This window comes from Nocardia jiangsuensis, assembly GCF_042650385.1.
Lineage (GTDB): Bacteria > Actinomycetota > Actinomycetes > Mycobacteriales > Mycobacteriaceae > Nocardia > Nocardia jiangsuensis.
On record NZ_JBHSAX010000019.1, the window covers coordinates 247,970 to 270,022 of the forward strand.

The 22,053-nt window shown below is 72.0% G+C and carries 29 protein-coding genes and 1 pseudogene; 11 read left to right on the forward strand and 19 right to left on the reverse strand.

The genetic code is table 11. The features are described from left to right. The first annotated feature begins 76 nt into the window (after positions 1-76). The 3 genes from prpD to ACFO0B_RS24100 are packed head-to-tail and all read left to right on the forward strand — an operon-like array spanning position 77 to position 3,605. Positions 77-1,582: a 2-methylcitrate dehydratase PrpD gene (gene prpD, locus ACFO0B_RS24090; RefSeq protein ID WP_378614837.1), complete on the forward strand. Its 1,506-nt coding sequence runs from the start codon at positions 77-79 to the stop codon at positions 1,580-1,582. Then, the gene (prpB, locus tag ACFO0B_RS24095; RefSeq protein WP_378614838.1) at positions 1,579-2,496 is read left to right on the forward strand and encodes a methylisocitrate lyase; all 918 of its coding nucleotides are present in this window, start codon (positions 1,579-1,581) and stop codon (positions 2,494-2,496) included. Before prpD ends, prpB begins: the two co-directional genes overlap by 4 nt. Continuing rightward, positions 2,496-3,605, forward strand: coding sequence for a bifunctional 2-methylcitrate synthase/citrate synthase (locus ACFO0B_RS24100; protein ID WP_378614839.1), 1,110 nt, complete (start codon positions 2,496-2,498; stop codon positions 3,603-3,605). Before prpB ends, ACFO0B_RS24100 begins: the two co-directional genes overlap by 1 nt. Here the strand turns inward: ACFO0B_RS24100 and ACFO0B_RS24105 are convergent, their stop codons facing one another. From ACFO0B_RS24105 to ACFO0B_RS24120, 4 genes and pseudogenes are all read right to left on the reverse strand, one after another. Then, positions 3,606-4,319, reverse strand: a complete 714-nt coding sequence (locus ACFO0B_RS24105) for an energy-coupling factor ABC transporter ATP-binding protein (RefSeq protein ID WP_378614840.1) — start codon at positions 4,317-4,319, stop codon at positions 3,606-3,608. Then, complete coding sequence (gene cbiQ, locus ACFO0B_RS24110; RefSeq protein WP_378614841.1) at positions 4,316-5,071, reverse strand: cobalt ECF transporter T component CbiQ; 756 nt, start codon at positions 5,069-5,071, stop codon at positions 4,316-4,318. The genes ACFO0B_RS24105 and cbiQ overlap by 4 nt, the downstream gene beginning before the upstream one ends. Further along, on the reverse strand, positions 5,068-5,436 hold the full coding sequence (locus tag ACFO0B_RS24115; RefSeq protein WP_378615293.1) for a PDGLE domain-containing protein: 369 nt from the start codon (positions 5,434-5,436) through the stop codon (positions 5,068-5,070). The genes cbiQ and ACFO0B_RS24115 overlap by 4 nt, the downstream gene beginning before the upstream one ends. Next, a pseudogene (locus ACFO0B_RS24120) lies at positions 5,410-6,057 on the reverse strand (energy-coupling factor ABC transporter permease); the annotation flags it as partial. The pseudogene ACFO0B_RS24120 and the gene ACFO0B_RS24115, both read right to left, overlap by 27 nt. A 110-nt stretch (positions 6,058-6,167) precedes the next feature. Here ACFO0B_RS24120 and ACFO0B_RS24125 point away from each other — a divergent pair. The 4 genes from ACFO0B_RS24125 (at position 6,168) to ACFO0B_RS24140 (ending at position 8,878) form a co-directional block, all read left to right on the forward strand. After that, a complete protein-coding gene (locus ACFO0B_RS24125; RefSeq protein WP_378614842.1) occupies positions 6,168-6,512 on the forward strand; it encodes an ArsR/SmtB family transcription factor in 345 nt (114 codons plus the stop codon). Between the two features lie 123 nt (positions 6,513-6,635). Next, complete coding sequence (locus tag ACFO0B_RS24130; RefSeq protein ID WP_378614843.1) at positions 6,636-7,088, forward strand: general stress protein; 453 nt, start codon at positions 6,636-6,638, stop codon at positions 7,086-7,088. Positions 7,089-7,145: 57 nt separating this feature from the next. Next, positions 7,146-8,294: a zinc-dependent alcohol dehydrogenase gene (locus ACFO0B_RS24135; protein WP_378614844.1), complete on the forward strand. Its 1,149-nt coding sequence runs from the start codon at positions 7,146-7,148 to the stop codon at positions 8,292-8,294. Positions 8,295-8,305: 11 nt separating this feature from the next. Further along, on the forward strand, positions 8,306-8,878 hold the full coding sequence (locus tag ACFO0B_RS24140; RefSeq protein ID WP_378614845.1) for a hypothetical protein: 573 nt from the start codon (positions 8,306-8,308) through the stop codon (positions 8,876-8,878). Positions 8,879-9,023: 145 nt separating this feature from the next. On the opposite strand, the gene ACFO0B_RS24145 is transcribed toward ACFO0B_RS24140, so the two are convergent. After that, positions 9,024-9,431: a nuclear transport factor 2 family protein gene (locus ACFO0B_RS24145; RefSeq protein ID WP_378614846.1), complete on the reverse strand. Its 408-nt coding sequence runs from the start codon at positions 9,429-9,431 to the stop codon at positions 9,024-9,026. A 246-nt stretch (positions 9,432-9,677) separates the two neighbouring features. Between ACFO0B_RS24145 and ACFO0B_RS24150 the strand changes: the two genes are divergently transcribed. Then, the gene (locus ACFO0B_RS24150; RefSeq protein ID WP_378614847.1) at positions 9,678-9,839 is read left to right on the forward strand and encodes a hypothetical protein; all 162 of its coding nucleotides are present in this window, start codon (positions 9,678-9,680) and stop codon (positions 9,837-9,839) included. A 7-nt stretch (positions 9,840-9,846) separates the two neighbouring features. Here ACFO0B_RS24150 and ACFO0B_RS24155 read toward each other — a convergent pair whose 3' ends face one another. Next, a complete protein-coding gene (locus ACFO0B_RS24155; protein ID WP_378614848.1) occupies positions 9,847-10,632 on the reverse strand; it encodes an adenylate/guanylate cyclase domain-containing protein in 786 nt (261 codons plus the stop codon). 152 nt (positions 10,633-10,784) lie between these two features. On the opposite strand from ACFO0B_RS24155, the gene ACFO0B_RS24160 reads away from it, so the two are divergent. Further along, positions 10,785-11,723 carry an SMP-30/gluconolactonase/LRE family protein gene (locus ACFO0B_RS24160; RefSeq protein ID WP_378614849.1) on the forward strand — a complete coding sequence of 313 codons (939 nt, stop codon included), beginning with the start codon at positions 10,785-10,787 and terminating at the stop codon, positions 11,721-11,723. Between the two features lie 98 nt (positions 11,724-11,821). On the opposite strand, the gene ACFO0B_RS24165 is transcribed toward ACFO0B_RS24160, so the two are convergent. From ACFO0B_RS24165 to ACFO0B_RS24200, 8 genes are all read right to left on the reverse strand, one after another. Then, positions 11,822-12,370, reverse strand: coding sequence for an SRPBCC family protein (locus ACFO0B_RS24165; RefSeq protein ID WP_378614850.1), 549 nt, complete (start codon positions 12,368-12,370; stop codon positions 11,822-11,824). Next, positions 12,367-12,684 (reverse strand): ArsR/SmtB family transcription factor, encoded by a 318-nt coding sequence (locus ACFO0B_RS24170; RefSeq protein ID WP_378614851.1) that lies wholly within the window; start codon positions 12,682-12,684, stop codon positions 12,367-12,369. Before ACFO0B_RS24170 ends, ACFO0B_RS24165 begins: the two co-directional genes overlap by 4 nt. Before the next feature lie 198 nt (positions 12,685-12,882). After that, positions 12,883-13,125 (reverse strand): hypothetical protein, encoded by a 243-nt coding sequence (locus ACFO0B_RS24175; RefSeq protein ID WP_233017724.1) that lies wholly within the window; start codon positions 13,123-13,125, stop codon positions 12,883-12,885. Positions 13,126-13,246: 121 nt separating this feature from the next. Next, entirely contained in the window at positions 13,247-13,708 is a 462-nt protein-coding gene (locus tag ACFO0B_RS24180; RefSeq protein ID WP_378614852.1) for a phage tail protein, read from the reverse strand. Between the two features lie 96 nt (positions 13,709-13,804). Further along, positions 13,805-14,566, reverse strand: a complete 762-nt coding sequence (locus ACFO0B_RS24185) for an ABC transporter permease (RefSeq protein ID WP_378614853.1) — start codon at positions 14,564-14,566, stop codon at positions 13,805-13,807. Then, a complete protein-coding gene (locus ACFO0B_RS24190) occupies positions 14,566-15,345 on the reverse strand; it encodes an ABC transporter ATP-binding protein (RefSeq protein WP_378614854.1) in 780 nt (259 codons plus the stop codon). Before ACFO0B_RS24190 ends, ACFO0B_RS24185 begins: the two co-directional genes overlap by 1 nt. A gap of 132 nt (positions 15,346-15,477) precedes the next feature. Next, the gene (locus tag ACFO0B_RS24195; RefSeq protein ID WP_378614855.1) at positions 15,478-16,302 is read right to left on the reverse strand and encodes an SDR family NAD(P)-dependent oxidoreductase; all 825 of its coding nucleotides are present in this window, start codon (positions 16,300-16,302) and stop codon (positions 15,478-15,480) included. After that, entirely contained in the window at positions 16,299-17,123 is an 825-nt protein-coding gene (locus ACFO0B_RS24200; RefSeq protein ID WP_378614856.1) for a TauD/TfdA dioxygenase family protein, read from the reverse strand. Before ACFO0B_RS24200 ends, ACFO0B_RS24195 begins: the two co-directional genes overlap by 4 nt. A 52-nt stretch (positions 17,124-17,175) precedes the next feature. Between ACFO0B_RS24200 and ACFO0B_RS24205 the strand changes: the two genes are divergently transcribed. Then, a complete protein-coding gene (locus tag ACFO0B_RS24205) occupies positions 17,176-17,814 on the forward strand; it encodes a TetR/AcrR family transcriptional regulator C-terminal domain-containing protein (protein WP_378614857.1) in 639 nt (212 codons plus the stop codon). A 34-nt stretch (positions 17,815-17,848) separates the two neighbouring features. Here ACFO0B_RS24205 and ACFO0B_RS24210 read toward each other — a convergent pair whose 3' ends face one another. From ACFO0B_RS24210 to ACFO0B_RS24225, 4 genes are all read right to left on the reverse strand, one after another. Continuing rightward, entirely contained in the window at positions 17,849-18,574 is a 726-nt protein-coding gene (locus ACFO0B_RS24210) for a class I SAM-dependent methyltransferase (protein ID WP_378614858.1), read from the reverse strand. A gap of 141 nt (positions 18,575-18,715) precedes the next feature. Then, positions 18,716-19,540: a hypothetical protein gene (locus tag ACFO0B_RS24215; protein WP_378614859.1), complete on the reverse strand. Its 825-nt coding sequence runs from the start codon at positions 19,538-19,540 to the stop codon at positions 18,716-18,718. Between the two features lie 148 nt (positions 19,541-19,688). Beyond that, entirely contained in the window at positions 19,689-20,342 is a 654-nt protein-coding gene (locus ACFO0B_RS24220) for an alpha/beta hydrolase family protein (RefSeq protein ID WP_378614860.1), read from the reverse strand. A 24-nt stretch (positions 20,343-20,366) separates the two neighbouring features. Continuing rightward, positions 20,367-20,894, reverse strand: coding sequence for a cupin domain-containing protein (locus ACFO0B_RS24225; RefSeq protein ID WP_378614861.1), 528 nt, complete (start codon positions 20,892-20,894; stop codon positions 20,367-20,369). Between the two features lie 29 nt (positions 20,895-20,923). Here ACFO0B_RS24225 and ACFO0B_RS24230 point away from each other — a divergent pair, with 29 nt between their 5' ends. Then, positions 20,924-21,385: a MarR family winged helix-turn-helix transcriptional regulator gene (locus tag ACFO0B_RS24230; RefSeq protein WP_378614862.1), complete on the forward strand. Its 462-nt coding sequence runs from the start codon at positions 20,924-20,926 to the stop codon at positions 21,383-21,385. On the opposite strand, the gene arfB is transcribed toward ACFO0B_RS24230, so the two are convergent. Further along, entirely contained in the window at positions 21,371-21,799 is a 429-nt protein-coding gene (gene arfB / locus ACFO0B_RS24235; RefSeq protein WP_378614863.1) for an alternative ribosome rescue aminoacyl-tRNA hydrolase ArfB, read from the reverse strand. The genes ACFO0B_RS24230 and arfB overlap by 15 nt on opposite strands. Between the last annotated feature and the right edge of the window lie 254 nt (positions 21,800-22,053).

Sequence of the window (22,053 nt, forward strand, 5' to 3'; positions counted from 1 at the left end):
TCATTTTCCGGCACGTCCTCCGCTTGTAGCGTTCGGAACGAAGCGACTTTCCCGCGACGACCGGAGGCATCGGCCCGTGCAGAATCATCTCGTTCGCACCCACCCTTCCGCGGCGGACTTCCCCCGCGAGCAGCACCTGGCGTGGCGGATCGCGGAGGTGGCAACCGACCCCGTCGAGGTCGCCCCCGAGACCGAGGAGATGATCGTCAACCGGATCATCGACAACGCCGCGGTCTCGGCGGCGTCGCTGACCCGGCGCCCGGTCGCCAATGCCCGCGCCCAGGCGCTGGCGCACCCCTACTCCCCGGGCGCGACCGTGTTCGGCGCCCGCGGCCGCTACTCCCCGGAGTGGGCGGCCTGGGCCAACGGGGTGGCGGTGCGCGAGCTCGACTTCCACGACACCTTCCTGGCGGCCGAGTACTCGCACCCCGGCGACAACATCCCGCCGATCCTGGCGGTGGCCCAGCACGCGGGGCGCTCCGGCCGCGACCTGATCCGCGGCCTCGCCACCGGCTACGAGATCCAGATCGACCTGGCCCGTGCCATCTGCCTGCACCGACACAAGATCGACCACGTGGCGCACCTCGGTCCATCGGCCGCGGCGGGCATCGGCACCCTGCTCGGGCTCGACCCCGCGACGATCTACCGGGCCGTCGGCCAAGCCCTGCACACCACCACCGCAACGCGCCAGTCCCGCAAGGGCGAGATCTCCAGCTGGAAGGCGTACGCCCCGGCCTTCGCCGGGAAGACGGCGGTCGAGGCGGTGGACCGCGCGCTGCGCGGCGAGGGCGCGCCGTCGCCGATCTGGGAGGGCGAGGACGGTGTGATCGCCCGGCTGCTGGGTGGCCCCGACATCGAGTACTCGGTGCCGCTGCCCGGTCCGGGGGAGCCCAAGCGCGCGATCCTCGACTCCTACACCAAGGAGCACTCCGCCGAGTACCAGAGCCAGGCCCCGATCGACCTGGCCAGGCGGATGCGCGAGCGGATCGGTGACCTGGACCGGATCGCCTCGATCGTGCTGCACACCAGCCACCACACGCACGTGGTGATCGGCACCGGCTCCGGCGACCCGCAGAAGTTCGACCCCACCGCCTCGCGGGAGACGCTCGACCACTCGGTTCCCTATATCTTCGCGGTCGCGCTGGAGGACGGCACCTGGCACCACGAGCACTCCTATGCCCCCGAGCGCGCGCAGCGGCCGTCCACGGTGGAGCTGTGGCACAAGATCTCCACCGCCGAGGACCCGGAGTGGACCCGGCGCTACCACTCGACCGACCCGGCGGAGAAGGCGTTCGGGGCGCGGGCGGAGGTCACGCTGAAGAGCGGTGCGGTGCTCACCGACGAGCTCGCGGTGGCCGATGCGCACCCGTTCGGTGCGCGACCGTTCGCCCGGGAGCAGTACATCGCCAAGTTCCGCACCCTCGCCGAGGGTGTGGTGGAGGCCGCCGAGCAGGATCGTTTCCTGGAGGTGGTCCAGCGCGCGGGCGAACTCACCGCGGGTGAGTTGTCGGAGCTCACCGTCACCGTCTCGGCGGATGTGCTCGCCCGCGCGCCGAAGTCGCCGAACGGCCTGTTCCGGTGACGGGCCTGCCGGCGGCCGGCACCACCGCCGCGGCGGACAAGCGGATCGCCTTCCGCGCGGGGCTGACCTCGGGGAGGATTCAGCGGTTTCCCGGCGCGTTCAATCCGCTGGTGGCCAAGCTGATCCAGGAGATCGGGTTCGAGGGCGTCTACGTCTCCGGCGCGGTGCTCTCCGCGGAGCTCGCCCTGCCCGATATCGGGCTCACCACGCTCACCGAGGTGGCCGGGCGCGGGCAGCAGATCGCCGGGGTCACCGACCTTCCGGTGCTCATCGACGCCGACACCGGTTTCGGCGAGCCCATGAGCGCCGCCCGCACGGTCACCGTGCTCGAGGACGCGGGCATCGCCGGGCTGCACCTGGAAGACCAGGTCAACCCCAAGCGCTGCGGGCACCTGGACGGCAAGGCCGTCGTCCCGGTCGAGGACATGCTGCGCCGGCTCACCGCCGCGGTCACCGCCCGCCGGGACCCCGATTTCGTGATCTGCGCGCGCACCGACGCCGCCGGGATCGAAGGCATCGACGCCACCGTCGCCAGGGCCGAGGCCTACGCCGAGGCGGGCGCTGACCTGATCTTCACCGAGGCACTGCACACCGTCGCCGAGTTCGAGAAGTTCCGGGCCGCGGTGGACATCCCGCTGCTGGCGAACATGACCGAGTTCGGCAGATCCGAGCTGATCCCGGCCCCGGTGCTGGAGCAGATCGGCTACAACGCGGTCATCTACCCGGTGACCACGCTGCGGCTGGCCATGTTCGCCGCCGAGCGGGGGCTGCGCGAGATCTTCGCCGAGGGAACGCAATCGGGCCTGCTCGACCGTATGCAGCAGCGCTCCCGGCTCTACGAGCTGCTGCAGTACGAGCGCTACAGCGAGTTCGACTCCGACCTCTTCGACTTCGCTCTCGGAAGGAACCAGTGATGCCGGTTATCCACAAGGGCCTGGCAGGCGTCGTCGTCGACACCACCGCCATCTCCAAGGTGGTGCCCGAGACCAACTCGCTGACCTACCGCGGCTACGCGGTGCAGGAGCTGGCCGCCAACTGCTCCTTCGAAGAGGTCGCCTACCTGCTCTGGAACGGCGAGCTGCCCAGCGACGCCGAGCTGGAACGCTTCCGGCAGCAGGAGCGCGCCTCACGCCGGGTCGATCGCTCGCTGCTCTCGCTGGTGGCCAAGATGCCCGACACCTGCCACCCGATGGACGTGGTCCGCACCGCGATCAGCTACCTCGGCGCGGAAGACGCCGCCGCCGAGGACAACTCGCCGCGGGCCAACCGCGCCAAGGCGCTGCGCATGTTCGCCGTGCTGCCCACCATCGTCGCCGCCGACCACCGGCGCAGGCACGGCCGGGACCCGATCGCACCGCACTCGCACCTCGGGTACGCGGAGAACTTCCTGAACATGTGCTTCGGGAAGGTCCCTTCGCGCGAGCTGGTCGCGGCGTTCGAGGTGTCGCTGATCCTCTACGCCGAGCACAGCTTCAACGCCTCGACCTTCGCCGCCCGCGTGGTCACCTCCACCCTGTCGGACATCTACAGCGCGGTCACCGCGGGAATCGGCGCGCTGAAGGGCCCGCTGCACGGCGGGGCGAACGAGGCAGTCATGCACCACATGCTCGAGATCGGCGACCCGGCGCGGGCAGCGGAGTGGCTGCGCGCCAGGCTCGCGGCCGAGGACAAGGTCATGGGCTTCGGCCACCGGGTCTACCGGAACGGCGACTCCCGGGTGCCGACCATGAAGCGGGCACTGCTCGATATCGCGGCCGCCACCGACGGGCAGAAGTGGGTGCGCATGTACGACATCCTCGAACGCGCCATGATCGACGCCACCGGGATCAGACCGAACCTCGACTTCCCGACCGGCCCCGCCTACTACCTGCTCGGCTTCGATATCGAGGTCTTCACCCCGATCTTCGTCATGAGCCGGATCACCGGCTGGACCGCGCACATCATCGAGCAGGGCGAGTCCAACGCGCTCATCCGGCCGCTGAGCGAATACGTCGGCGTCGCCCAGCGCCCGGTCGTGGCGTAGTCAGCGCAACCGGTGCCTGGCCAGGAGCTCGTGGTCCCCGAGCACCGCGCCGATCGCCCCGTCGGCGACGATCTGCCCGCCGTCCAGGATCACCGCGCGCGAGCAGACCCGCTCGGCGTACGGCAGGTCGTGGGTGACCAGCAGCAGCGTGGCGGGCAGCGGCGCCAGGATCGCGGCCAGCTCGCGGCGCGCGACCGGGTCGAGGTTGGCGGCGGGCTCGTCGAGGACGAGCACCTCGGGACGGCAGGCGAGCACCGTGGCCAGCGCGGCGCGGCGGCGCTCACCGAGGGAGAGCCGGGTGGGGGAGCGGTCGGCGCGGTCGGTCATGGCGACAGCCCGCAGCGCGAAGTCGACGGCTTCGGTGAGTTCCGTGCCGCGCACGCCGAAGTTGTGCGGTCCGAAGGCGACGTCCTGGGCGACGGTCGGCATGAAGAGCTGGTCGTCCGGGTCCTGGAACACCACCCCGACCCGCCTGCGGATCTCCCGCACGGTCCCGCGCTCCAGCCGGGTGCCGCCGATCACGACCTCGCCCGCGCTCGCCGTGAGCACCCCGTTCAGGTGCAGCACGAGCGTGGATTTCCCGGCCCCGTTCGGACCGAGCACGGCGACCCGCTCGCCCGCCCGCACGGTGAGCGAGAGCCCGTCCAGCGCGCGGGTGCCGTCGGGGTAGGCGAAGGTCAGGTCGGTGAGGCGCACCGCGGGCTCGGTGCTCACCGCGCCACCCACGCGCAGGCGCAGACACCGGCGGCGGCCAGCACCGCCGCGCCCGCCGCCAACCAGTCGCGCCGCGCGGCGGGGCGGGCGCCGAGCGCGGGGACGCTGCCGGTGAAGCCGCGCGAGAGCATGGCCAGGTGCACCCGCTCGCCGCGCTCGTAGGAGCGCAGGAACAGCGCCCCGACCCCGCGCGCGGTCGCCGTGACCTGGGCGAGCGAGCGCGGGTCGTCGCCGCGCGAGATCCGGGCCAGCCGCATGCGGGCGGCCTCGTCGGCGATCACGTCGACGTAGCGCAGCATGAGCACCACGATGGTGACGATCAGCCCCGGCACCCGCAGCCTGGTCAGCCCGCCGGGCAGCTCGCGCACCGCGGTCGTGGCCGCCAGCGTCAGCGAGATACCGACGCCGAGCGTCCCTTTCGCCACGATGCCCCAGGCGGCCCAGAGCCCGGCCGTGGAGAGCGACAGCCCGAGCAGCGCGGTCCGCGGCTCCCCGGCGGCGAAGGGCAGCAGCAGCGCGAGCACCAGGAACGGCAGCTCGATCAGCAACCGCGGCGCGATCCAGCGCAGCGGGATCCGCGCCGCCGCCCACAGCGCGAGCAGCCCGGCCGCGAAGACGGCGTACGGCCAGACCGTCTCGCGTGGCGTCGCCACCACGGCCACCACCAGCAGCACCGCCCCGGCGATCTTCACCTCGGCGGGCGCCAGGTGCAGCGCGGAGACACCGGGCAGGTACAGCCGGTCCGCCCTCACCCGACCCGGCTCCGGCTCGGCCGCGCCGCGAGCAGGATGCGGACCAGGGCGAACAGCACGGCGAAGGTGGCGGCCGCCCCCAGGATTCCGGCGAGGCCGGTCAGCGCGGAATCACCGCCGACGGTGTAGTCGGCCAGCGGGGAGTCGGCCAGTTCGTGGTCCTCGGCGCTCTGCGCGATGCACTCGCCCTCCAGCTGCTCGGCGACCACGGTGCAGCCGCGCTGGGTGGTGGCGTCCAGCCCGTCCGGCTGCGAGCTGGCCAGGTACGACAGCGCCCCGGCCACCAGCACGGCCGCCGCCGCGAAGCCGAACAGGAAGGCGTTCAGCGAGACCCTGGGCGCGCCCGTGCTGCGCAGCAGGTACACCAGATCCGGCCTGGCCTTCGCCACCGCGACCACGGTGACCGCGGTGATCAGCCCCTCCCCGATACCGATGAGCGTATGCGTGACCAGCATGTATCCGGTGACCGCGCCGAGCGTCGACCCGGCGGCCCCGCCGATCGCGTACTCCAGCACGAAGCCGAGCGCCGCGCAGAGCGTTCCGGCCGTCGCCGCGACGAACGCGACCACCCCGATGCCCCCGCGCCGCGCGAACACCGGAAGCAGTCCGCGCGCCACCAGGTACCCGGCACCCACCCCGATCAGCGCCATATTGGTGATGTTCGTGCCCAGCGCGCTGAGCCCGCCGTCGGCGAAGAGCAGCGCCTGCACCACCAGCACGATCGCCACGCACAGCGCGCCGACGTACGGGCCGACCAGGACGGCGGCGAGCGCGCCGCCGAGCAGGTGCCCGCTCACCCCGGGCAGGATCGGGAAGTTCACCATCTGCACCGCGAAGATGAAGGCGGCCACCAGTCCTGCCATCGGCGCGGCGCGCTCGTCCAGCTCCGCCCGCGCCCGCCAGGCCGCGACGCCGAGCCCGGCGACAGCGACCAGGGCGAAGGCCGCGGAGGTGGGGGCGTCGACGATGCCGTCGCTCAGGTGCATGGCTGAGGTGCTGACGTTCACCCGGCGGAACATTACTCGGAATATCTGAACATGCAGACCGATATCGGGGCGGGCTGGCCTCGCCGCCCCCGGACCGGCAGAGTGGAGCCGTGCCCGCCCCCACCTCGCTCGGCCACGAGCCCGCCGTCCCCGGCATCGACGTCACCGGGATCGCGGGCTGGGCGCAGCGCTTCGAACTGCTCGCCGACGCCAATCGGCTGCGGCTGCTGGTGTGCCTGCACCACACCCCGGACCAGAACGTCACCGAGCTCGCCGCCGCCGTCGGCATGAGCGCCACCGCCGCCTCGCACGCCCTGCGCATCCTGCGCCACCAGGGCTGGGTCACCTCGACCAGGACCGGGCGGGTCATGCGCTACCGGCTCACCGACGAGATCATCCACCGGCTGCTGCACTGGATCGGCGCCCCGCACGCCCCCGCGCCGCGCCCGGACTGAACCGCTCCGGATCCCCCGTCCGTCCTGGGGCAAACGTCGGATCCCGTCACGACATGGCCCCGTGTGCCGCGGGTAGTGATCGCAGCGATTCATCCGCAACCAGCGCGTAACGAGGTCGAGCACATGACGGGTACCACCGGACCGCAGCAGGTCATCGCCTCCTTCAACGACTACCCACCCGCGCAGGAGCTGGTCGAGCGGCTCGCCGATGGCGGCTTCCCGGCCGGGGAGGCGCAGATCGTCGGCAAGGGGCTGCGCACCGTCGAACAGGTCACCGGCCGGATGACCGCGGCCCGCGCGACCGGGGCCGGCGCCGCGGCCGGGGCCTGGTTCGGGGTGCTGCTCGTCCTGCTGACCGTGGCCTTCGCCGCGGCCCCCGCCTGGCAGGCGCTCGCCCTCGCGGTGCCTGCCGCCGCGCTGTGGGGCGCGGTCGCCGGCGCTGCCGGGCACCGCGCCACCAGGAACCGCCGCGAGCTGACCGGCGGGCACACCCTGGTCGCGCACAGCTACGACGTCCGCGTTCCCGAGGAGCGCGCCGACGAGGTGACCCGCAGCCTGCGGGCGGGCGGCCGGTGAATTCGTTTCGCCCGCGCAGGCACGGGTAGCGCGGGCTCGACCCGAAGGAGGAGAGCCGTGCGAGCGATGGTGTACCGCGGTCCGTACAAGATCCGCGTGGAAGACAAGGACATCCCGGCGATCGAACACCCCAACGACGCGATCGTGCGGGTGCAGCGCGCCGCCATCTGCGGTTCGGACCTGCACCTCTACCACGGGATGATGCCGGACACCCGGGTCGGCACCACCTTCGGCCACGAGTTCATCGGCGTGATCGAGCGGGTCGGCGGCTCGGTCCGCTCGCTGGTGCCCGGCGACCGGGTGATGGTTCCGTTCAACATCTACTGCGGCTCGTGCTGGTTCTGCGCGAACGGGCTGTACTCCAATTGTCACAACGTCAACCCGAATGCCACCGCGGTCGGCGGCATCTACGGCTACTCGCACACCTGCGGCGGCTACGACGGCGGCCAGGCCGAGTACGTCCGGGTGCCCTTCGCCGACGTCGGCCCGTCCAAGATCCCGGACTGGCTCGACGACGAGGACGCGCTGATGTGCACCGACGCCCTCGCCACCGGCTACTTCGGCGCCCAGCTCGGCGACATCCGCGAGGGCGACGTGGTCGCGGTCTTCGGCGCGGGACCGGTCGGGCTCTTCGCCGCGCAGTCGGCCTGGCTGATGGGGGCGGGCCGGGTGATCGTCATCGACCACCTCGAGTACCGGCTGGAGAAGGCGAAGCAGATGGCGCACGCGGAGGTCATCGACATCGCCGACGTCGCCGACGTCGTGGTCGAGATGAAGCGCACCACCGGTCACCTCGGCGCCGACGTCGCCATCGACGCGGTCGGCGCCGAGGCCGACGGCAACCTGCTCACGCACGTCACCGCGGCCAAGCTGAAGCTGCAGGGCGGCTCCCCGATCGCGCTGAACTGGGCCATCGACTCGGTGCGTAAGGGCGGGACGGTCTCGGTGATGGGCGCCTACGGCCCGATCCACACCGCGGTGAAATTCGGCGACGCCATGAACAAGGGGCTCACCATCAACACCAACCAGTGCCCGGCGAAGCGGCAGTGGCCGCGGCTCTTCTCGCACATCCGCAACGGCTACCTGAACCCGAAGGAGATCATCACGCACCGCATCCCGCTGGAGCACATCGCCGAGGGGTACCACATCTTCTCTGCCAAGCTCGACAACTGCCTCAAGCCGGTCATCGTGCCCGACGCCGCCTGAAGGAGCCCGCCGTGACCTACACCAGCGAACACCCGCCCGTCCCGAGCTCCGGCGAGCTCCGCGCCCGCATCCCCGGCTGGGGCGCCGACCTCGATCCGAAGGACCGGCCGTCGGTGCCGAAGCTGCGCACCGAGGACACCGGCGCGCACTGGGACTTCCCGGAGCGCCAGCCCGAGACCACCCCGCGCGAACGCTCCATCGAGCACGCCTTCCTCACCCCGGTCTTCGGCACCTCGGTGCCGCTGCGCGGGCTCTCCGGCCGGATCCGGCGGCACGCCTACCGGCGCTACAGCGAGGCGCGGGCCGCGCACTGGCTGCTGCTGATCCTCGGCGACCGGGTCGACGCCTGGGAGAGCCACCTGCGCTCGTTCGCCACCACCCGCCCGGACAACCCGATCACCGAGACCGGCATCCGCGCCGAGTTCACCCACGGCGGCGTCCGCTCGCGCACCGGCACCTCCCGCGTCGATCGCAACCATCAGTGGCTGGACCCGATCCTGGTGGCGGGGCCGTGGATCGCGGGCGGAGTGATCGCCGCGCGCACCGCCCGTGCGGTCGGGCGGCGGGTCCGGTTGAGAAAGTGATCACGGGGTACTGCACGAACGCGCCCGGGCCGCGGTGAAGTACGTCGATATCGCGTTCGTCCGGACGTGGTGCGTCGTCCGTGGGCGGGTCCAGCAGCGCGGCTTGTCTCGGGCGGCGCTTGCGCACGTCTCCGGCGCGGCCGCGCTACGGCCGCGGGTCGCCCGCGGCCTCGGCCTCGGCGGCGATCCGTGGGAACTCCGCGCCCATCCGCACCGACAGTGCCTGCGCCGCCGAGAGCGGGCGGACCATGACCATGAAGTCGTCGATCTTCCCCGCTTCGTTCGTGCGCACGAAGTCGCAGCCGGTGATCCGCTTCCCGTCGACGGTCGCCTCGAAGACGAAGGCGTGCTCGCGCCCGCCCGCGTCGGCGATCTCCCGGACGTAGCGGAAGTTCTCGAACACCCGCACGGCCGCGCGCAGGATCGCCGCGGTCACCGTTTTGCCCCGGTACGGCGTGAACGCGACCGGGCTGGTGAACACCACGTCGTCGGCGAGCATTTCTTCGATGGCGGCGGTGTCGCGGGCTTCGACCGCCGCGCGGAACGGGTGCATCGGACCTCCTCGATCGGGTCGGTCGAGGGTAGACCACGAAGTACGGCAGCGGCGCTGTCGACTACGTTTGCACCCTCGGCAGGGCTCGCGCGCCGACCGGACGCCGAAGACCGTGGAGGTCTCGGTTCCGCCGCTGATCGGCGCCCTGCCTGTGGATCTCACCCGCGATGTCGCCCGCGTGCACGAGAAGGCGGTCATCGCCGTCGTCCGCCTGGAAGCGGGCTGCGGTATGGACTCGAACTGGGCGTGCGCGATCGCGGCCTGGGCGAGGACAGGCTCGTGGAGGCGCGGGTGCTCGAACCGCTCTCGGCGAGCGAGCGCGATCGGGTCTGGGCCGCCGCCGACGTGCTCGCGGAGCACGACGCGCTGAGCGCGGCCATCGGCAAGCGCACGGCCGAGCATCTCTGATCCCGGATCAGCCCCGCTCCACCGTCGACAGCCGGTGCACCCCGTCGAATCCCTTCAGCGCGACCTCCCGGGTCCCGGTCACCGCGATCCCGGGCAGCGCCGCCACCTCGTCCCGCACAGCGGCGCTGACCAGCACCTCCGCCCCGCGCGCCGCCCCGGCGACCCGCGCGGCCAGCGCCACGTTGCGGCCGAAGAGGTCGTCGCCGCGGCGCACCGAGCGGCCGGTGTGGATGCCGATCCGCACCCGGACCCGCTCCTCGGTCTCGGTGCCGCGGGCGAGCGCGGCCTGGATGTCGAGCCCGCAGCGCACCGCCTGCCCGGCCTCGGCGAAGGCGATCATGAAGCCGTCGCCCTGGCTCTTGACGACGTGCCCGCCGTGCGCGGCGACCTGCTTGCCGACCAGCCGCTCGTGCCTGGCGAGCAGCCGCACGAAGGCGCGGTCGCCGAGCCGCTCGTTGAGCGCGGTCGAGCCCTCGATGTCGGAGAAGGCGATGGCGACGTGGCCGTCCGGGGCGAGCGTCGCCAGATCCGGCCGCTCGACCTGCGCCCACCCGGCCAGATCCTCGATCGAGCTGAGCAGCGCGCCGCGGAAACCCTTGCGCCGCAGCAGGCTCGCCGCACCCCAGACCGTCTTGACGGCCTCGCGCCCGCCGCTCACCCACGCCTGCCTGGCATCGACCCGCCGCCGCGCCTCCGCGAGGTCGCGGCGGGCGCGGGCCAGCAGTACGCCGAACACGAACAGCCCGGCGGCCTCCAGGGCGGCGATCAGCACGAGCAGGAGTTCGAGCGACACGGGCAACCGCCGAGGGTCGAGGTGGGCGCGGACGCCACCGACCCTAGCGGTGCACCCCGGTCGGCTCCGCCTCCGGCAGACCGACCCGGCCAAGAGCCCCGTTTCCTCGGCATTCGGGTCCGGCCACCGTGGCGACCGTGTGCAATGGGGTCATGAGTAGAGCAGCCGTCGTCCTCGGTGCGTGTGCCTTCGCGGCGATGTCGGTGGTGATCGCGCCCTCGGCGCAGGCCGCACCGGTCTGCGCGGGCGCGGGGCAGGCGACGCTGCCCGCCGCTTCGATCGCCGGTGCGCTCGAGGGGCTCACCGTCGACGCCCGCGGGCGCGCCTTCACCACCGATATCCTGACCGGCCGGGTCTTCCGGATCGACGCGCCCGGCGCCGCTCCCGTCCCCATCGGCACGGTGCCGAGCGGTGGCGGCGGCGCGCTGGCCTGGACTCCGGACGGCGGGCTGCTCGTCGGCTACGGCGCCGACGCCAGGGTGCTCGCCGGTGATGTGCTGCGCGCCGCGGGCATCGTCCGCATGGATCCCGAGACCGGGGCCACCACCCCGGTCGCCGCCGGGCTCAGCGCCGCCAACGGCCTGGCGGTCGCCGGGGACGGAACCATCTACGCCACCAACGACTTCGGCAGTCTCGTCGGCCGGGTCGCCCCCGGCGGCGCCGTGCGGGCGGACTGGGCGAGCCTGCCCAGCGCCAACGGCGCCGTCCTCGACCGGGCGGGCGAGTACCTCTACGTCGGCCGCACCTTCAGCAACCCCGGCGTGAGCCGCATCCCGCTGGCGAACCCGGGCGCCCCGCAGTCCCTGCTCGACCTCGGCGGCGCCGACGCGCTCGCCGCACCCGACGGGCTGACCCTGGATTCCGCGCAGCGCCCGATCGTCCCGTTCAACACCGCCGGCCAGGTGGTCCGGGTCGACGCACCCCAGCGGTACTGCGTGCTGAGCAGCGGCAATCCTTCCACCAGCGTCGTCACCTACGGCCGCGGGTCGAGCGGCTTCGCGGCGGGCAGGCTCTTCGCCGCGACCTTCACCGGCTCGATCTACGAGATCCCCGGCGGCTTCGACCCGGCCGCCACCACCGCCGCGCCCTGACCCACGCCCGGCGAGCAGTCGGCCGGCCGCGACGCCGCTCGGCGGTGGTGCGCACGAGCTCGTCGATCGCGGCGCGGCAGTGCCCGCGGTCCGGACCGCTACCGAGGGGTATCCGGCGGCTCGATCCCCAACTGCTCCGCGTAGCGCGCGTTGAGCTCGGCCCAGCCGTGCTCGAGCGCCGCCGGGCCGGTGATCGGGCCGACCGGGGTGCCGGCCAGCAGGAGTTCGATCACGTCGAGGCAGACGTGCCAGCCCGCGGCCAGCATCGGCGAGGTCGCGCGGTCGGTGAGCCGGTGTATGAGCCGCAGCCGGGTGCCGTCGCCCGCGGTGGAGAGTTCCCAGCGCAAGACGTCGGTGTCCCAGGTGAACTCGAGCAGGGCGGGCGGGTCGGCGGCGGTGATCTCGCCGGGCAGTTCCCGTTCCTCCTCGTCGTCGATGGCGATCAGGGTGACCGGGCCGGTGGCGGTGAGCGGGCGGTCGGCGGTGTAGGGGGCCCACTTCCGCAGCTCGTCCGGGTCGGTCAGCGCCGCCCAGACCGCGGCGGGCGGCTGCGGGAAGTCGCGGGTGAAGATCAGTGCCCACCCGTCCCCGTCGCGGGCGACCTCGGCGTGCCGGAGCGGGCCTGGCTGGTAGGAATTCGTGGTCACGGGGGTGGATCCTTCCGGTCGAGATGCCGGGCGAGGGCATCGCGATGGTTGTCCCAGAGCCGCAGATACGGTGTCAGCCAGCCCTCGAGCTGCTGGAAGGGGGCGGCGGCGAGCCGGTAGATCCGCCGCTGCCCGGCCACCTCGCAGGTGACGAAGCCGGAATCGCGCAGCACGCGCAGGTGTTTCGAGACCGCGGGTTGTGGCAGCTCCAGGTGTTCGACGAGTTCGCCGACGGTCGCCTCGCCCGCCCGCAGCCGCTCCAGGATGCGGCGGCGCTGGGGTTCGGCCACCACCGAGAACGGGTCACTCGTCACCGCCTGAACATACCTCCTCGGGCATATGCCTAGCAAGGCATGTATGGGAGCGGCTCGCGACGCCGGCCACGTTCGGGGGCAGGTGCTGCGGTCGGTGGTCGCGCGGGTGCTCGTGTCGCTGGTCCGGCGCTGGACGGACGCGAGGGCGGCCCGGCTCGATGCGAGCCGGGCCGCCACGGACCGGAGGCTGGGGGTGAACTACTGGCTGGGCTGCGGGACGTCGATATCGCAGTCGGCCTTCGGGTTCGCGCCGAGGTAGTTCAGCGGGCCCGCGATGATGGTGAGCGCGATGGTGCCGGTGCTGGCGCAGTTGGTCGGCGCGCTGTCGTAGTAGTTGCGCTGTGCTCCGGCGATCACACCGATGAGCAGCCAGACCAGCACGATCACACCGATCAGGCTGGTATTGCGGGTGGCGGGGCGGCGGCGGGCGAAGGTGGGCATCTCGACTCCTGAGCTGGGTGGACTGGTTCGGCAATGCCCGGTCCGCGCCGCGGGAAACACTGTCCCGCCGGAGTTTCCGCCGCGGTCGGTGTCCACGCCCGCGTAGCCGGTGGCGACGACGTCAGTAGGAGTTCCTGATGACGAAGTAGGAGCCGCGAACAGTCCCCGCCAGCTTCGACTTCTGCCGCGCGAACTTGAACGCGCCGAGTTCGTCCGGGATCTCCATTCCGTCCGAGAGTTTGAACCCCACCGCGCGTTTCCCGCCCTCTTCCAGCGTGTACAGCACGTTGACCGCCAGCCCGTCCGCGTAGAAGACGTACGCGAACCGGATGCCGGCCACCTCGAACGCGGTGGCCTCCAGCGGCCGGGCGGCGATGGTGATCCCGCGCTCCTCGGCCAGGATCCGGGACACGTACTCGACGGTTTCGCCCGCCTCGGCCGCCGATTCGACGGTGAAGACGTGGTCGTACTTGTTCCGGAAGTAGCGGGCCTCGTTGGCACGCAACCCGGCGAGCGCCGCCGCGACCGGCGAACTCTCCAGCCCCGCGGTCGAGACGGTGCCGAAATCAACGGTGTGGGCCATCGCGAACTCCTCGATTCCTCGTCGAAGTCACTGCGCACCGGACTCTACAGCGGCGCAGCCGCCGACCCGGGGGATCGGCGGCTGCTCCGGTCGATGTCAGGAGATCTTGCGGCGGTAGGTGCGCATGGCGAACAGGTACGCCAGCGCGAGGATGCCGAGGCACCAGGCCAGCGCGATCCAGATATCGGTGCCGACCGGCTGCTCGGCGAAGAGCGCCCGGACCGTGTCGATGATGGAGGTGACCGGCTGGTGGTCGGCGAAGGCGCGCAGCGGGCCCGGCATGGTGTCGGTGGGGACGAAGGCCGAGCTGATGAAGGGCAGGAAGATCAGCGGGTAGGAGAAGGCGCTCGCCCCGTCCGCGGTCTCGGCCGACAGCCCCGGAATGACCGCCACCCAGGTGAGCGCCAGGGTGAACAGGGTCAGGATGCCGAGCACGGCGAGCCAGGCCAGCGGGCTCGCCCCCGACCGGAACCCCATGAGCAGCGCGACCAGCACCACGACCGCGAGCGAGATGAGATTCGCGACCAGCGAGGTCAGCACGTGCGCCCACAGCACCGACGAGCGCGCGATCGGCATGGACTGGAAGCGCTCGAAGATGCCGCTCTTCATATCCAGGAACAGCCGGAACGCGGTGTAGGCGATGCCGGACGCGACGGTGATGAGCAGGATGCCGGGCAGCAGGTACTGCACGTAGGAGTCCGACCCCGACTCGATCGCGCCGCCGAAGACGTAGACGAACAGCAGCATGAAGGCGATCGGCATGATCGTCGTGGTGACGACGGTGTCCACGCTGCGCGCGATGTGCCGCAGCGAGCGCCCGAGCAGCAGGGCGGTGTCGGCGAAGAAATGCTTGGTCATCACTGGTCCTCGGAGGTGGTCTCGGCGCCGACGAGTGTGAAGAAGACGTCCTCGAGGCTGGGTTGTTTCTCGACGTACTCGATCTCGGCGGGCGGCAGCAGCGCCTTCAGCTCGGCCAGGGTGCCGTCGACGATGATCACGCCGCGGTGCAGGATCGCGATCCGGTCGGCGAGCTGCTCGGCCTCCTCCAGGTACTGGGTGGTCAGCAGCACGGTGGTGCCGCCCGCGGCGAGCTCCTTGACGGCAGCCCAGACCTCGATGCGGGCCTGCGGGTCGAGCCCGGTGGTCGGCTCGTCCAGTAAGATGACCGGCGGGTTCCCGATCAGGCTCATGGCGATGTCGAGGCGGCGGCGCATGCCGCCGGAGTAGGTGGCCACCTTGCGCGCGCCCGCGTCGGTGAGCGAGAACCGGGCGAGCAGGTCGTCGGCGATCGCGGCGGCGCCCGTCAGGTGGCGCAGCTTCGCGATCAGCACCAGATTCTCCCGGCCGGTCAGGATCTCGTCGACGGCCGCGAACTGGCCGGTGAGGCTGATGGATTCGCGGACCTCGGCGGCGTCGTCGGCGACATCGAAGCCGTTCACGCTCGCGGTGCCCGCGTCGGCGCGGAGCAGGGTGGAGAGGATCTTCACGACCGTGGTCTTGCCCGCCCCGTTGGAGCCGAGCAGGGCGAAGATGCTGCCGCGGGCGACCTCGAGGTCCACGCCGCGCAGGACCTCCAGGTCTCCGTAGGACTTGCGCAAGCCGTGTACCCGGATGGCCGGGGGGTGTTGTGTCGTCATGGGACGCTCCGCTTTCCCGAAGTGATTCTATAAGTAGATGTATACGCACATCGCCTGCGGCAACTGTACGTAGACGCATACTCATATGCAACCCCTCGGGCGGATTGCGTCCGCGGCGCCGGGCCGGGCTCGTCAGCTGTCGCCTGCCACCACGCTGTCGCTGTGCCTGGCCAGTGTGGCCACGGCCTCGCTGCGGGTACGCAGCCCCAATCTGCGGGCGAACTCGCGGAGCTGGTCGCCGACGAATCGGGTGGGGCCGTTCGGCAGATTCGCGATGGCCTCGGCGACGACCTCGTCCGCGGTCGCGGCGCCGGGCAGCGGCGCGGTGTCCGCGGGGTCGAGTGTGCCGCGGCGCACGAGGGCCCGGCGCAGCGCGGGGGTATCGGTGGTGCCGAGCACCAGTGCGAGCACATCGACCCCGTGCGGCCGCAGCTCCGCCCAGAGCGCCTCGGTCAGCACGAGGTCGAATGCCTTGGTGGCCGCGTAGGCGGCCATGTTCGGGGCCCCGTACAGCCCCGCGACCGAGGTGAGCACCACGATCCCGCCGCGCCCGCGCTCCACCATGGGGCCGGCGAAGTGGTGGCACAGCTGCAGCGGCGTCGCGCAGTTGCGCCGCAGCAGCGCCAGCGCGGGCTCGACCGGCCCGGACAGCAGCGGCGTGTAGTCCGGATCCGCCCCGGCGCAGTACAGCAGCATGCCGACCGCGAGGCCGTCGGTCGCCGCCAGGACGCTCGCCACCGCGTCCGGCTCGGCGAGATCGACGGCGAGCACCCGCACCTCGGCGCCGGTGTCCGCGCGGAGCTCGGCGGCGAGCTCGTCGAGCGCGGCGCGGCGGCGGGCCAGCAGCACCAGGTCGAGGCCGCGCTCGGCCATGGCGCGGGCGTAGCGGGCGCCGACCCCCTCCGAGGCGCCCGCGATCACCGCCCAGCGGCCGTAGCGCTCGCGGAAGCCGCTCACGCGAACGGCTCCTCGCCCTCGAGCTTCGTCCGGTGCAGCAGCCGCCCCGACTCCGGGTCGTAGGGCCTGGCCCGGTGCATCGTGCCGGTGTTGTCCCAGATGACCAGATCGCCGACCGACCAGGTGTGCCGATAGACGAACTGCGGGCCGGTGGCCCAATCCCGCAGCCGGACGAGCAGATTCACGCTCTCCCGGAAGTCGGCGTCGACGACGTGCCGCGCGGTGCAGCCGAGCACCAGCGATTTGCGCCCGGAGCGGTGCGTCCACACCAGCGGCAGCTCACGGTCGCCGATCGCCATCATCCGGCGCAGCGTGCGGTGGTCGGGCTCGGGGTCGTAGTAGAAGAGGGTGTTCCAGGCCGAGTGCATGACCCGCAACTGCTCCAGCCGCCGCTTGTCGTCGTCGGCGAGGTCGTCGTAGGCGGCGTAGGTGTTGCAGAACTCGGTCTCGCCGCCGGTGGGCGCCAGCACCTTCGACGACAGCAGCGAGGCCCGGATGGGCACGTCGTTCATGGTGCCGTCGATATGCCAGAACAGCGAACCCTTCAGGTACTCGGCCTGCCGGTTCACCGAGGAGTCGAGGGTGACGCTGTAGACCTCCTCGCCACTGCGTTCGGGGGCGAAGGTGCCGAGCGTCCGGGTGAAGGCGATGTGCTCGGAGTCGGTGAAGCCGATGCGCGGGAAGACCAGCACGCCGCGCTGTTCGAGCAGGTCGCGCAGTTCTGCGGCGTGCGCGCCGCTGAGCAGCGCGTCCTTGTCGGCGTGCACCGCGGAGGCGATGCGGGGGGTCAGCTCGGTGGTTTCCAGTAGCGCGTTCGGCATGCGGTAACTATACATCGGTGTCTAGTTATTGCGGACGGCTTAGAGTCGGAGCGTGACGTCGAACGGAGCGCCGCGCCGCGGCGGCCGCCCCAACCGGGCCGAGGCGGCGGCCCTGCACCAGCGGCTGCGCGCCGCCGCCGTCCGGACCTTCCTCGCCAACGGCTACGACGCGACGACCATGGTCGCGATCGCGGAGGCGGCCGAGGTCGCCAAGGCCACCGTCTACGCGCGCTACCCCGACAAGCGCGCGGTCTTCCTCGACGTCATCCCGTGGGCGCTGAGCCGCGCCGTCCGCCCCGACGCGGAGCCGGCCGACGGCGACGGGGACCTGCGCGCCACCCTGCTCGCCATCGGCAGCGCCGCCGTCGAGCACGCGCTCGACGCCGATATCGTCCAGCTGCACCGCATCGCCCGCACCGAGGCGCACCGCTTTCCCGAATTCGCCGCCGCCGCCGGCTCGTTCGGCTGGGCGGAGCGCCAGCAGCAGGTCATGGCGGTGCTGCGCAGGCACGCCGAGGCGGGCGCCCTGGCCATCGACGACCTCGAGCTCACCGCCGAGCACTTCATCGCGATGGTGGAGATCCTGCCCGCCCGCCTCGCCGACTTCGGCGTCTTCCGCAGCCCGCGCGATCAGCAGCGGCACCTGACGCACGCGGTCGACCTGTTCCTGCGGGGTGTGCTGGCGCGGTAGGGCGGCGAGCGGCCGGTCAGTGGCTGCGGTTTCGTCAGCCGGCGTGCAGGACGAAGAACAGGAAGGACAGGAAGCGCATGCCGGTGCGCTCGTCGTAGCCCTCCGGGAACAGGTCGCGGGCGGCGGGCAGGGCGGGCGGCTCGCTGATGACCCCGATGCGGAAACCGGCCGCGGTGAAGGCATCGGTCATGGCGTGCAGGGGGCGATCCCAGAAAACGAGCCGGGCGGTCCGGCCGCCCATCGTCCACTCCGCGGAGCGGTGGCGGGTGCCGAAGTAGTTGGTCTCCGCGCCGGTCAACCGCTGCTGCAGGAAGTTGGCGAAGGGGTGCTCGACCGAGACGAGGAGCCGGCCGCCCGGCGCCAGGACCCGGCGCAGTTCGGTCAGCGTCGGACCCCAATCCCGCAGGTAGTGCAGGACGAGGGAGGCGACGACGTCATCGAACGCGGCATCGGGGAACGGGAGCGGGTCGGCCAGATCGGCGATCCGCAGGTTCGCGTCGGCGCCGAGCCGCAGCCGGGCCTGTTCCAGCATTCCCTCGCTCGCGTCGATGCCGGTCACCAGGGCGCCGCGGTCGCGCAGTGCGGCGTAGAGCGGGCCCGAGCCGCATCCGGCGTCGAGGATTCGCCTGCCGGCCACCTCGCCGGCGAGATCGAGGAGTGCGGGGCGGTTGTAGTACGCGTTGAGCAGGCCGGTCTCGTTCTCGGCCGTGTACTCCGCGGCGAAGCTGTCGTAGGCGTCGGCCGGTGCCGGATCGGTCATGCACGCCATCCTGGCATCGCGGCCGGAGTCGGCTCGACGCCGATCACGGTGCTCGGCGTGTCGGCTCCGGTTCGGCGACTGCGTCTCGGCGGAGGAGTGAATCGTGCGCGACCCGCTTGCAGCGCGGAGCCCGGGTCTTCCTCACGACTCCCGGGCTGACGGGGTGAGTTCGGGTTCGGAATCTGCAGCGCTGGTCCAGCTGGCCACGACATGTCCGCGGGCATGGGAAGCCGAATCGGAAAGTATCTGCCCCCTGAGTTCTCGCCCTTCGGCCGCGCCGGCCAAGACCTGCCACGACGCTCGTCCCGTCGCGTGCAGCGTCTGGGATTCCACCGGATCGAGTAGGGCGAGAGCGGTGGTGTCCCCGTGCGCGAAGGCGCGGATGAGGGTGCTGTTGTAGACCTCTGCTCGGTCTACTGCTTGCGACTGCTCGTTCAGCGCGGCTTCTCCGACAACGAGCATCGCCACCCGCTCGCCCTGCGTGGCCAACTCCCTGCCGAGTGCCACACACTCCTGTGCTGAGGCATCGAATGAAATCGACTGATACGAGAAGGTTGTGAAGAACATCCCGCGTGGGCCGTTGCCGGTGACGAGCCACAATCCGATCGACAGGGAGAGCGGTAGTGGCAGCGTCCCCGGCTCACCCCGGCACCACGCGATATCCCAGTCCCAGTCGATGCCGTAGCGCCGGAGACTGCCCATTGCTCTGTCTGACTCGTAGGCAGTCGTCGTGTCGTCGCATCCCACGATCACCAGACGGTCGGGCAGAGTCGGATCGGCAACGAACCCCTTCGAGCGACCCTTTGCCCAACCGTCGCTCTCGTCGCCGAACTTGGGCACCCGCAACCGACGGATGGCTTCGATGCACGCTGCGCGCAGTGTGTTCGATTCAGGGGCCGCATCACCTGCCACCGCGGGTATCAGAGCCGGCGGATGCGGGCAGACTGCGGCTGAGATCAGCGACACGGGTCCTCCTGACATCGTGTCGTGCTGTCGTCGGTCGGTTGTCCTAGGCGGCGAGCAGGCTGGTCTCGTTCTCGGTCGGGGAGTCCGCGGTGTTGCGTAGCCTGGCCCGGCGTTTCAGGCAGGGGAGCGAGGCGTAGGGGCGTCCCGTTCAGGACGTGGTCGTGAACTGCACGGTGGCCTCGACGATGCCGTCCAGCAACTGCTCGCGGACAGGGGGCGGCTCCTCGGCGAGCCCGGGCGGCGGATCGTGCATGAAGGTGAAGTGGCCCGCCTCGGGCAGGACGCGCACCTCGACGTCGGCGGGCGCGGCCCGCAGGTGTAGCGCCTGCTCCGGCGGGGTGACCGTGTCCCGGCCGCCGGCATAGACCAGCAGTGGGATGGTGAGTTCGTCGAGCGCGCCGGGGGCGGTGAACCACCCGGCGGCCGGGGTGTACAGGACCGCGCGCCGGATCCGCGGTTCCCGCGGTGTTCGCAGCGGCCTGCCGTCCGGCCCCCGCGACACCGCGCCCGCCAGGCAGAGCGTGGCCCACGCGCCGATCGAGTGCCCGATCGCCACCACCTCGGCGCCGGAATCCGCGTGCCCGGCCAGGGCATCGACGAGCCCGAGCGGCCGGGCGAGCAGCTCGGAGCCGGACGGCGCACCGGAGACGCGGAACTGCTCGAAGTGCGGGGCGATCACCCGGCAGCCCGCGGCCGACAGGCGTTCCAGCAGCGGAAGGTAGCGACGGGGATCGCCGCCCGCGCCGGTGGCGAACAGCACGGCGCGGCGCGCGGATTCCGGACCGAGGGTCAGAATGTCCACCGCCGCCACGGTACGGCATTCCCGCTACAGCGGTGCACGGCCGGGGAGCAGCCTGCGCCGGTACCCCAGCCGGACCGCGAGCCGCGCCGCCCCGCCGAGGACCGCGCGTTGCAGCCACTCCGGCGGCCCTGCGAGGTAGCCGTCCTGGAGCCGCCAGAGCAGAGCCAGGGCGAGGGGGTCGCGCGGGACGCCGGAGCGGGTCGTGCGGCCCGCGCGGTCCAGTGCGCTCCACAGCCGGAACATGTCGAGATGCCGGAGCGGGGGCCGGATCTCGTGGTCGAGCTCGGTGCCGGGATCGAGGCTCTCGAAGGCGTGCACCGCGCCGGGCGGGGCGTGCACGGTGTCGCCCGGCCCGGCGACGGTCTCGGTGCCGTCGATGACGAAGCGGAGCCGGCCGCGGGTGACCGTCCAGGTCTCGGCGAGCACCGGGTGCCGGTGCGGGCCCGCCTGCCTGCCCGGGGCGGGCAGGGTGTGCCGGAGCCGCAGCACCTCGGGGAGGTCGGCGACGACCTCGACGCGGTGGCCGTTGCGGAACTCCAATACCTCGGACATACCGTCAATGCAAAGGTAACCTTCCTATTGTGTCAACCCCCTCCTTGCTCAGGCTGCTCGTCGAGACCACCCGCGAGTTCGAGCGTGAACTCGCCCGCGAGCTGCTCGAACGGGTTCATCCCGAGCTGCGTCCGGCGCACTTCGCCGTCTTCCGCCACCTCGAGCCCGACGGGTCGCGGATCGGGGCGCTGGCCGAGGCGGCGGGGATGACGCAGCAGTCGATGGGGGAGCTGGTCGGCCACCTGGAGAAGGCGGGGTTGCTGCGGCGCGAGGTCGATCCCGCGGACCGGCGGGCGCGGTTGGCGGTGCCGACCGAGGCCGGGCGGGCGGCGTTGCGGATCGCCGCGGATCGAATCGCCGCGCTGGAACATCGGGTGATCGGGGCCGTCGGGGCCGACGGCGTCGCCGAGCTGCGGCGGCTGCTCACCGGGGCCGGGACCGCGGTGCGGGAGTGCCGACCGGATCAGGCCGATCGGTCAGTCGTCGGGTGATGCCCGACGGTTACGTTTGGTGACGCCGCGCCGCTTCTTCGCCGAGATGCGCCGCTCGGTCGCGCCGCGCGAGGGCTTGGTGGCGCGGCGCACCGGCGGCGGGGCGGCGGCGGCCGCGCGCAGCAGCGCGGCCAGGCGCTCGCGGGCGGCCGCGCGGTTCTGCAACTGCGCGCGCTGCTCGGACGCGGCGATCGTGAGCACCCCGTCGACCAGCCGGGAACCGAGCCGCTCGAGCATCCGGGTGCGCAACCGCTCCGGCACCGATGGCGAGCGGGCGAGGTCGAAGGAGAGCTCCACCCGGCTGTCGGTGGTGTTGACGCCCTGCCCGCCGGGGCCGGACGAGCGGGAGAACCGCTCGCGCAGTTCGGACGCGGGGATGACCAGCGCCCGCGTCACCGCCAGGTCCGCTGCCATCATCCGCCTCCTTTCCGCACCGGGTCTCCTCGAGAACGGTGGCAGCCGCGCGCCGGGTCGCGCAAGCCGAATTCGGAGCGGTCCGCAGCGGCGCGCGTAGCCGGCGGCCCGGGTGCGGTCGCGAACGCCGAGCCGGTTCCGGCGTGACCAGGGGAATCGCGCGCCGCGCACGGGCGTCGGAAAGGCGAATGGACACCTGTCTGGACGATCGGCCACACCTTCGGTAGCGTGATCGGAACCTCGATCGCGAAAGC

Coding starts and splice junctions, on each gene's coding strand:
- ACFO0B_RS24185 (WP_378614853.1), bottom strand. CDS start 14,566: ATGACCAAGCATTTCTTCGCCGACACCGCCCTGCTGCTCGGGCGCTCG.
- ACFO0B_RS24200 (WP_378614856.1), bottom strand. CDS start 17,123: ATGCCGAACGCGCTACTGGAAACCACCGAGCTGACCCCCCGCATCGCC.
- ACFO0B_RS24130 (WP_378614843.1), top strand. CDS start 6,636: ATGACGGGTACCACCGGACCGCAGCAGGTCATCGCCTCCTTCAACGAC.
- ACFO0B_RS24190 (WP_378614854.1), bottom strand. CDS start 15,345: ATGACGACACAACACCCCCCGGCCATCCGGGTACACGGCTTGCGCAAG.
- ACFO0B_RS24100 (WP_378614839.1), top strand. CDS start 2,496: ATGCCGGTTATCCACAAGGGCCTGGCAGGCGTCGTCGTCGACACCACC.
- ACFO0B_RS24180 (WP_378614852.1), bottom strand. CDS start 13,708: ATGGCCCACACCGTTGATTTCGGCACCGTCTCGACCGCGGGGCTGGAG.
- ACFO0B_RS24210 (WP_378614858.1), bottom strand. CDS start 18,574: ATGACCGATCCGGCACCGGCCGACGCCTACGACAGCTTCGCCGCGGAG.
- ACFO0B_RS24160 (WP_378614849.1), top strand. CDS start 10,785: ATGAGTAGAGCAGCCGTCGTCCTCGGTGCGTGTGCCTTCGCGGCGATG.
- arfB (WP_378614863.1), bottom strand. CDS start 21,799: ATGGCAGCGGACCTGGCGGTGACGCGGGCGCTGGTCATCCCCGCGTCC.
- ACFO0B_RS24225 (WP_378614861.1), bottom strand. CDS start 20,894: ATGTCCGAGGTATTGGAGTTCCGCAACGGCCACCGCGTCGAGGTCGTC.
- ACFO0B_RS24175 (WP_233017724.1), bottom strand. CDS start 13,125: ATGCCCACCTTCGCCCGCCGCCGCCCCGCCACCCGCAATACCAGCCTG.
- ACFO0B_RS24145 (WP_378614846.1), bottom strand. CDS start 9,431: ATGCACCCGTTCCGCGCGGCGGTCGAAGCCCGCGACACCGCCGCCATC.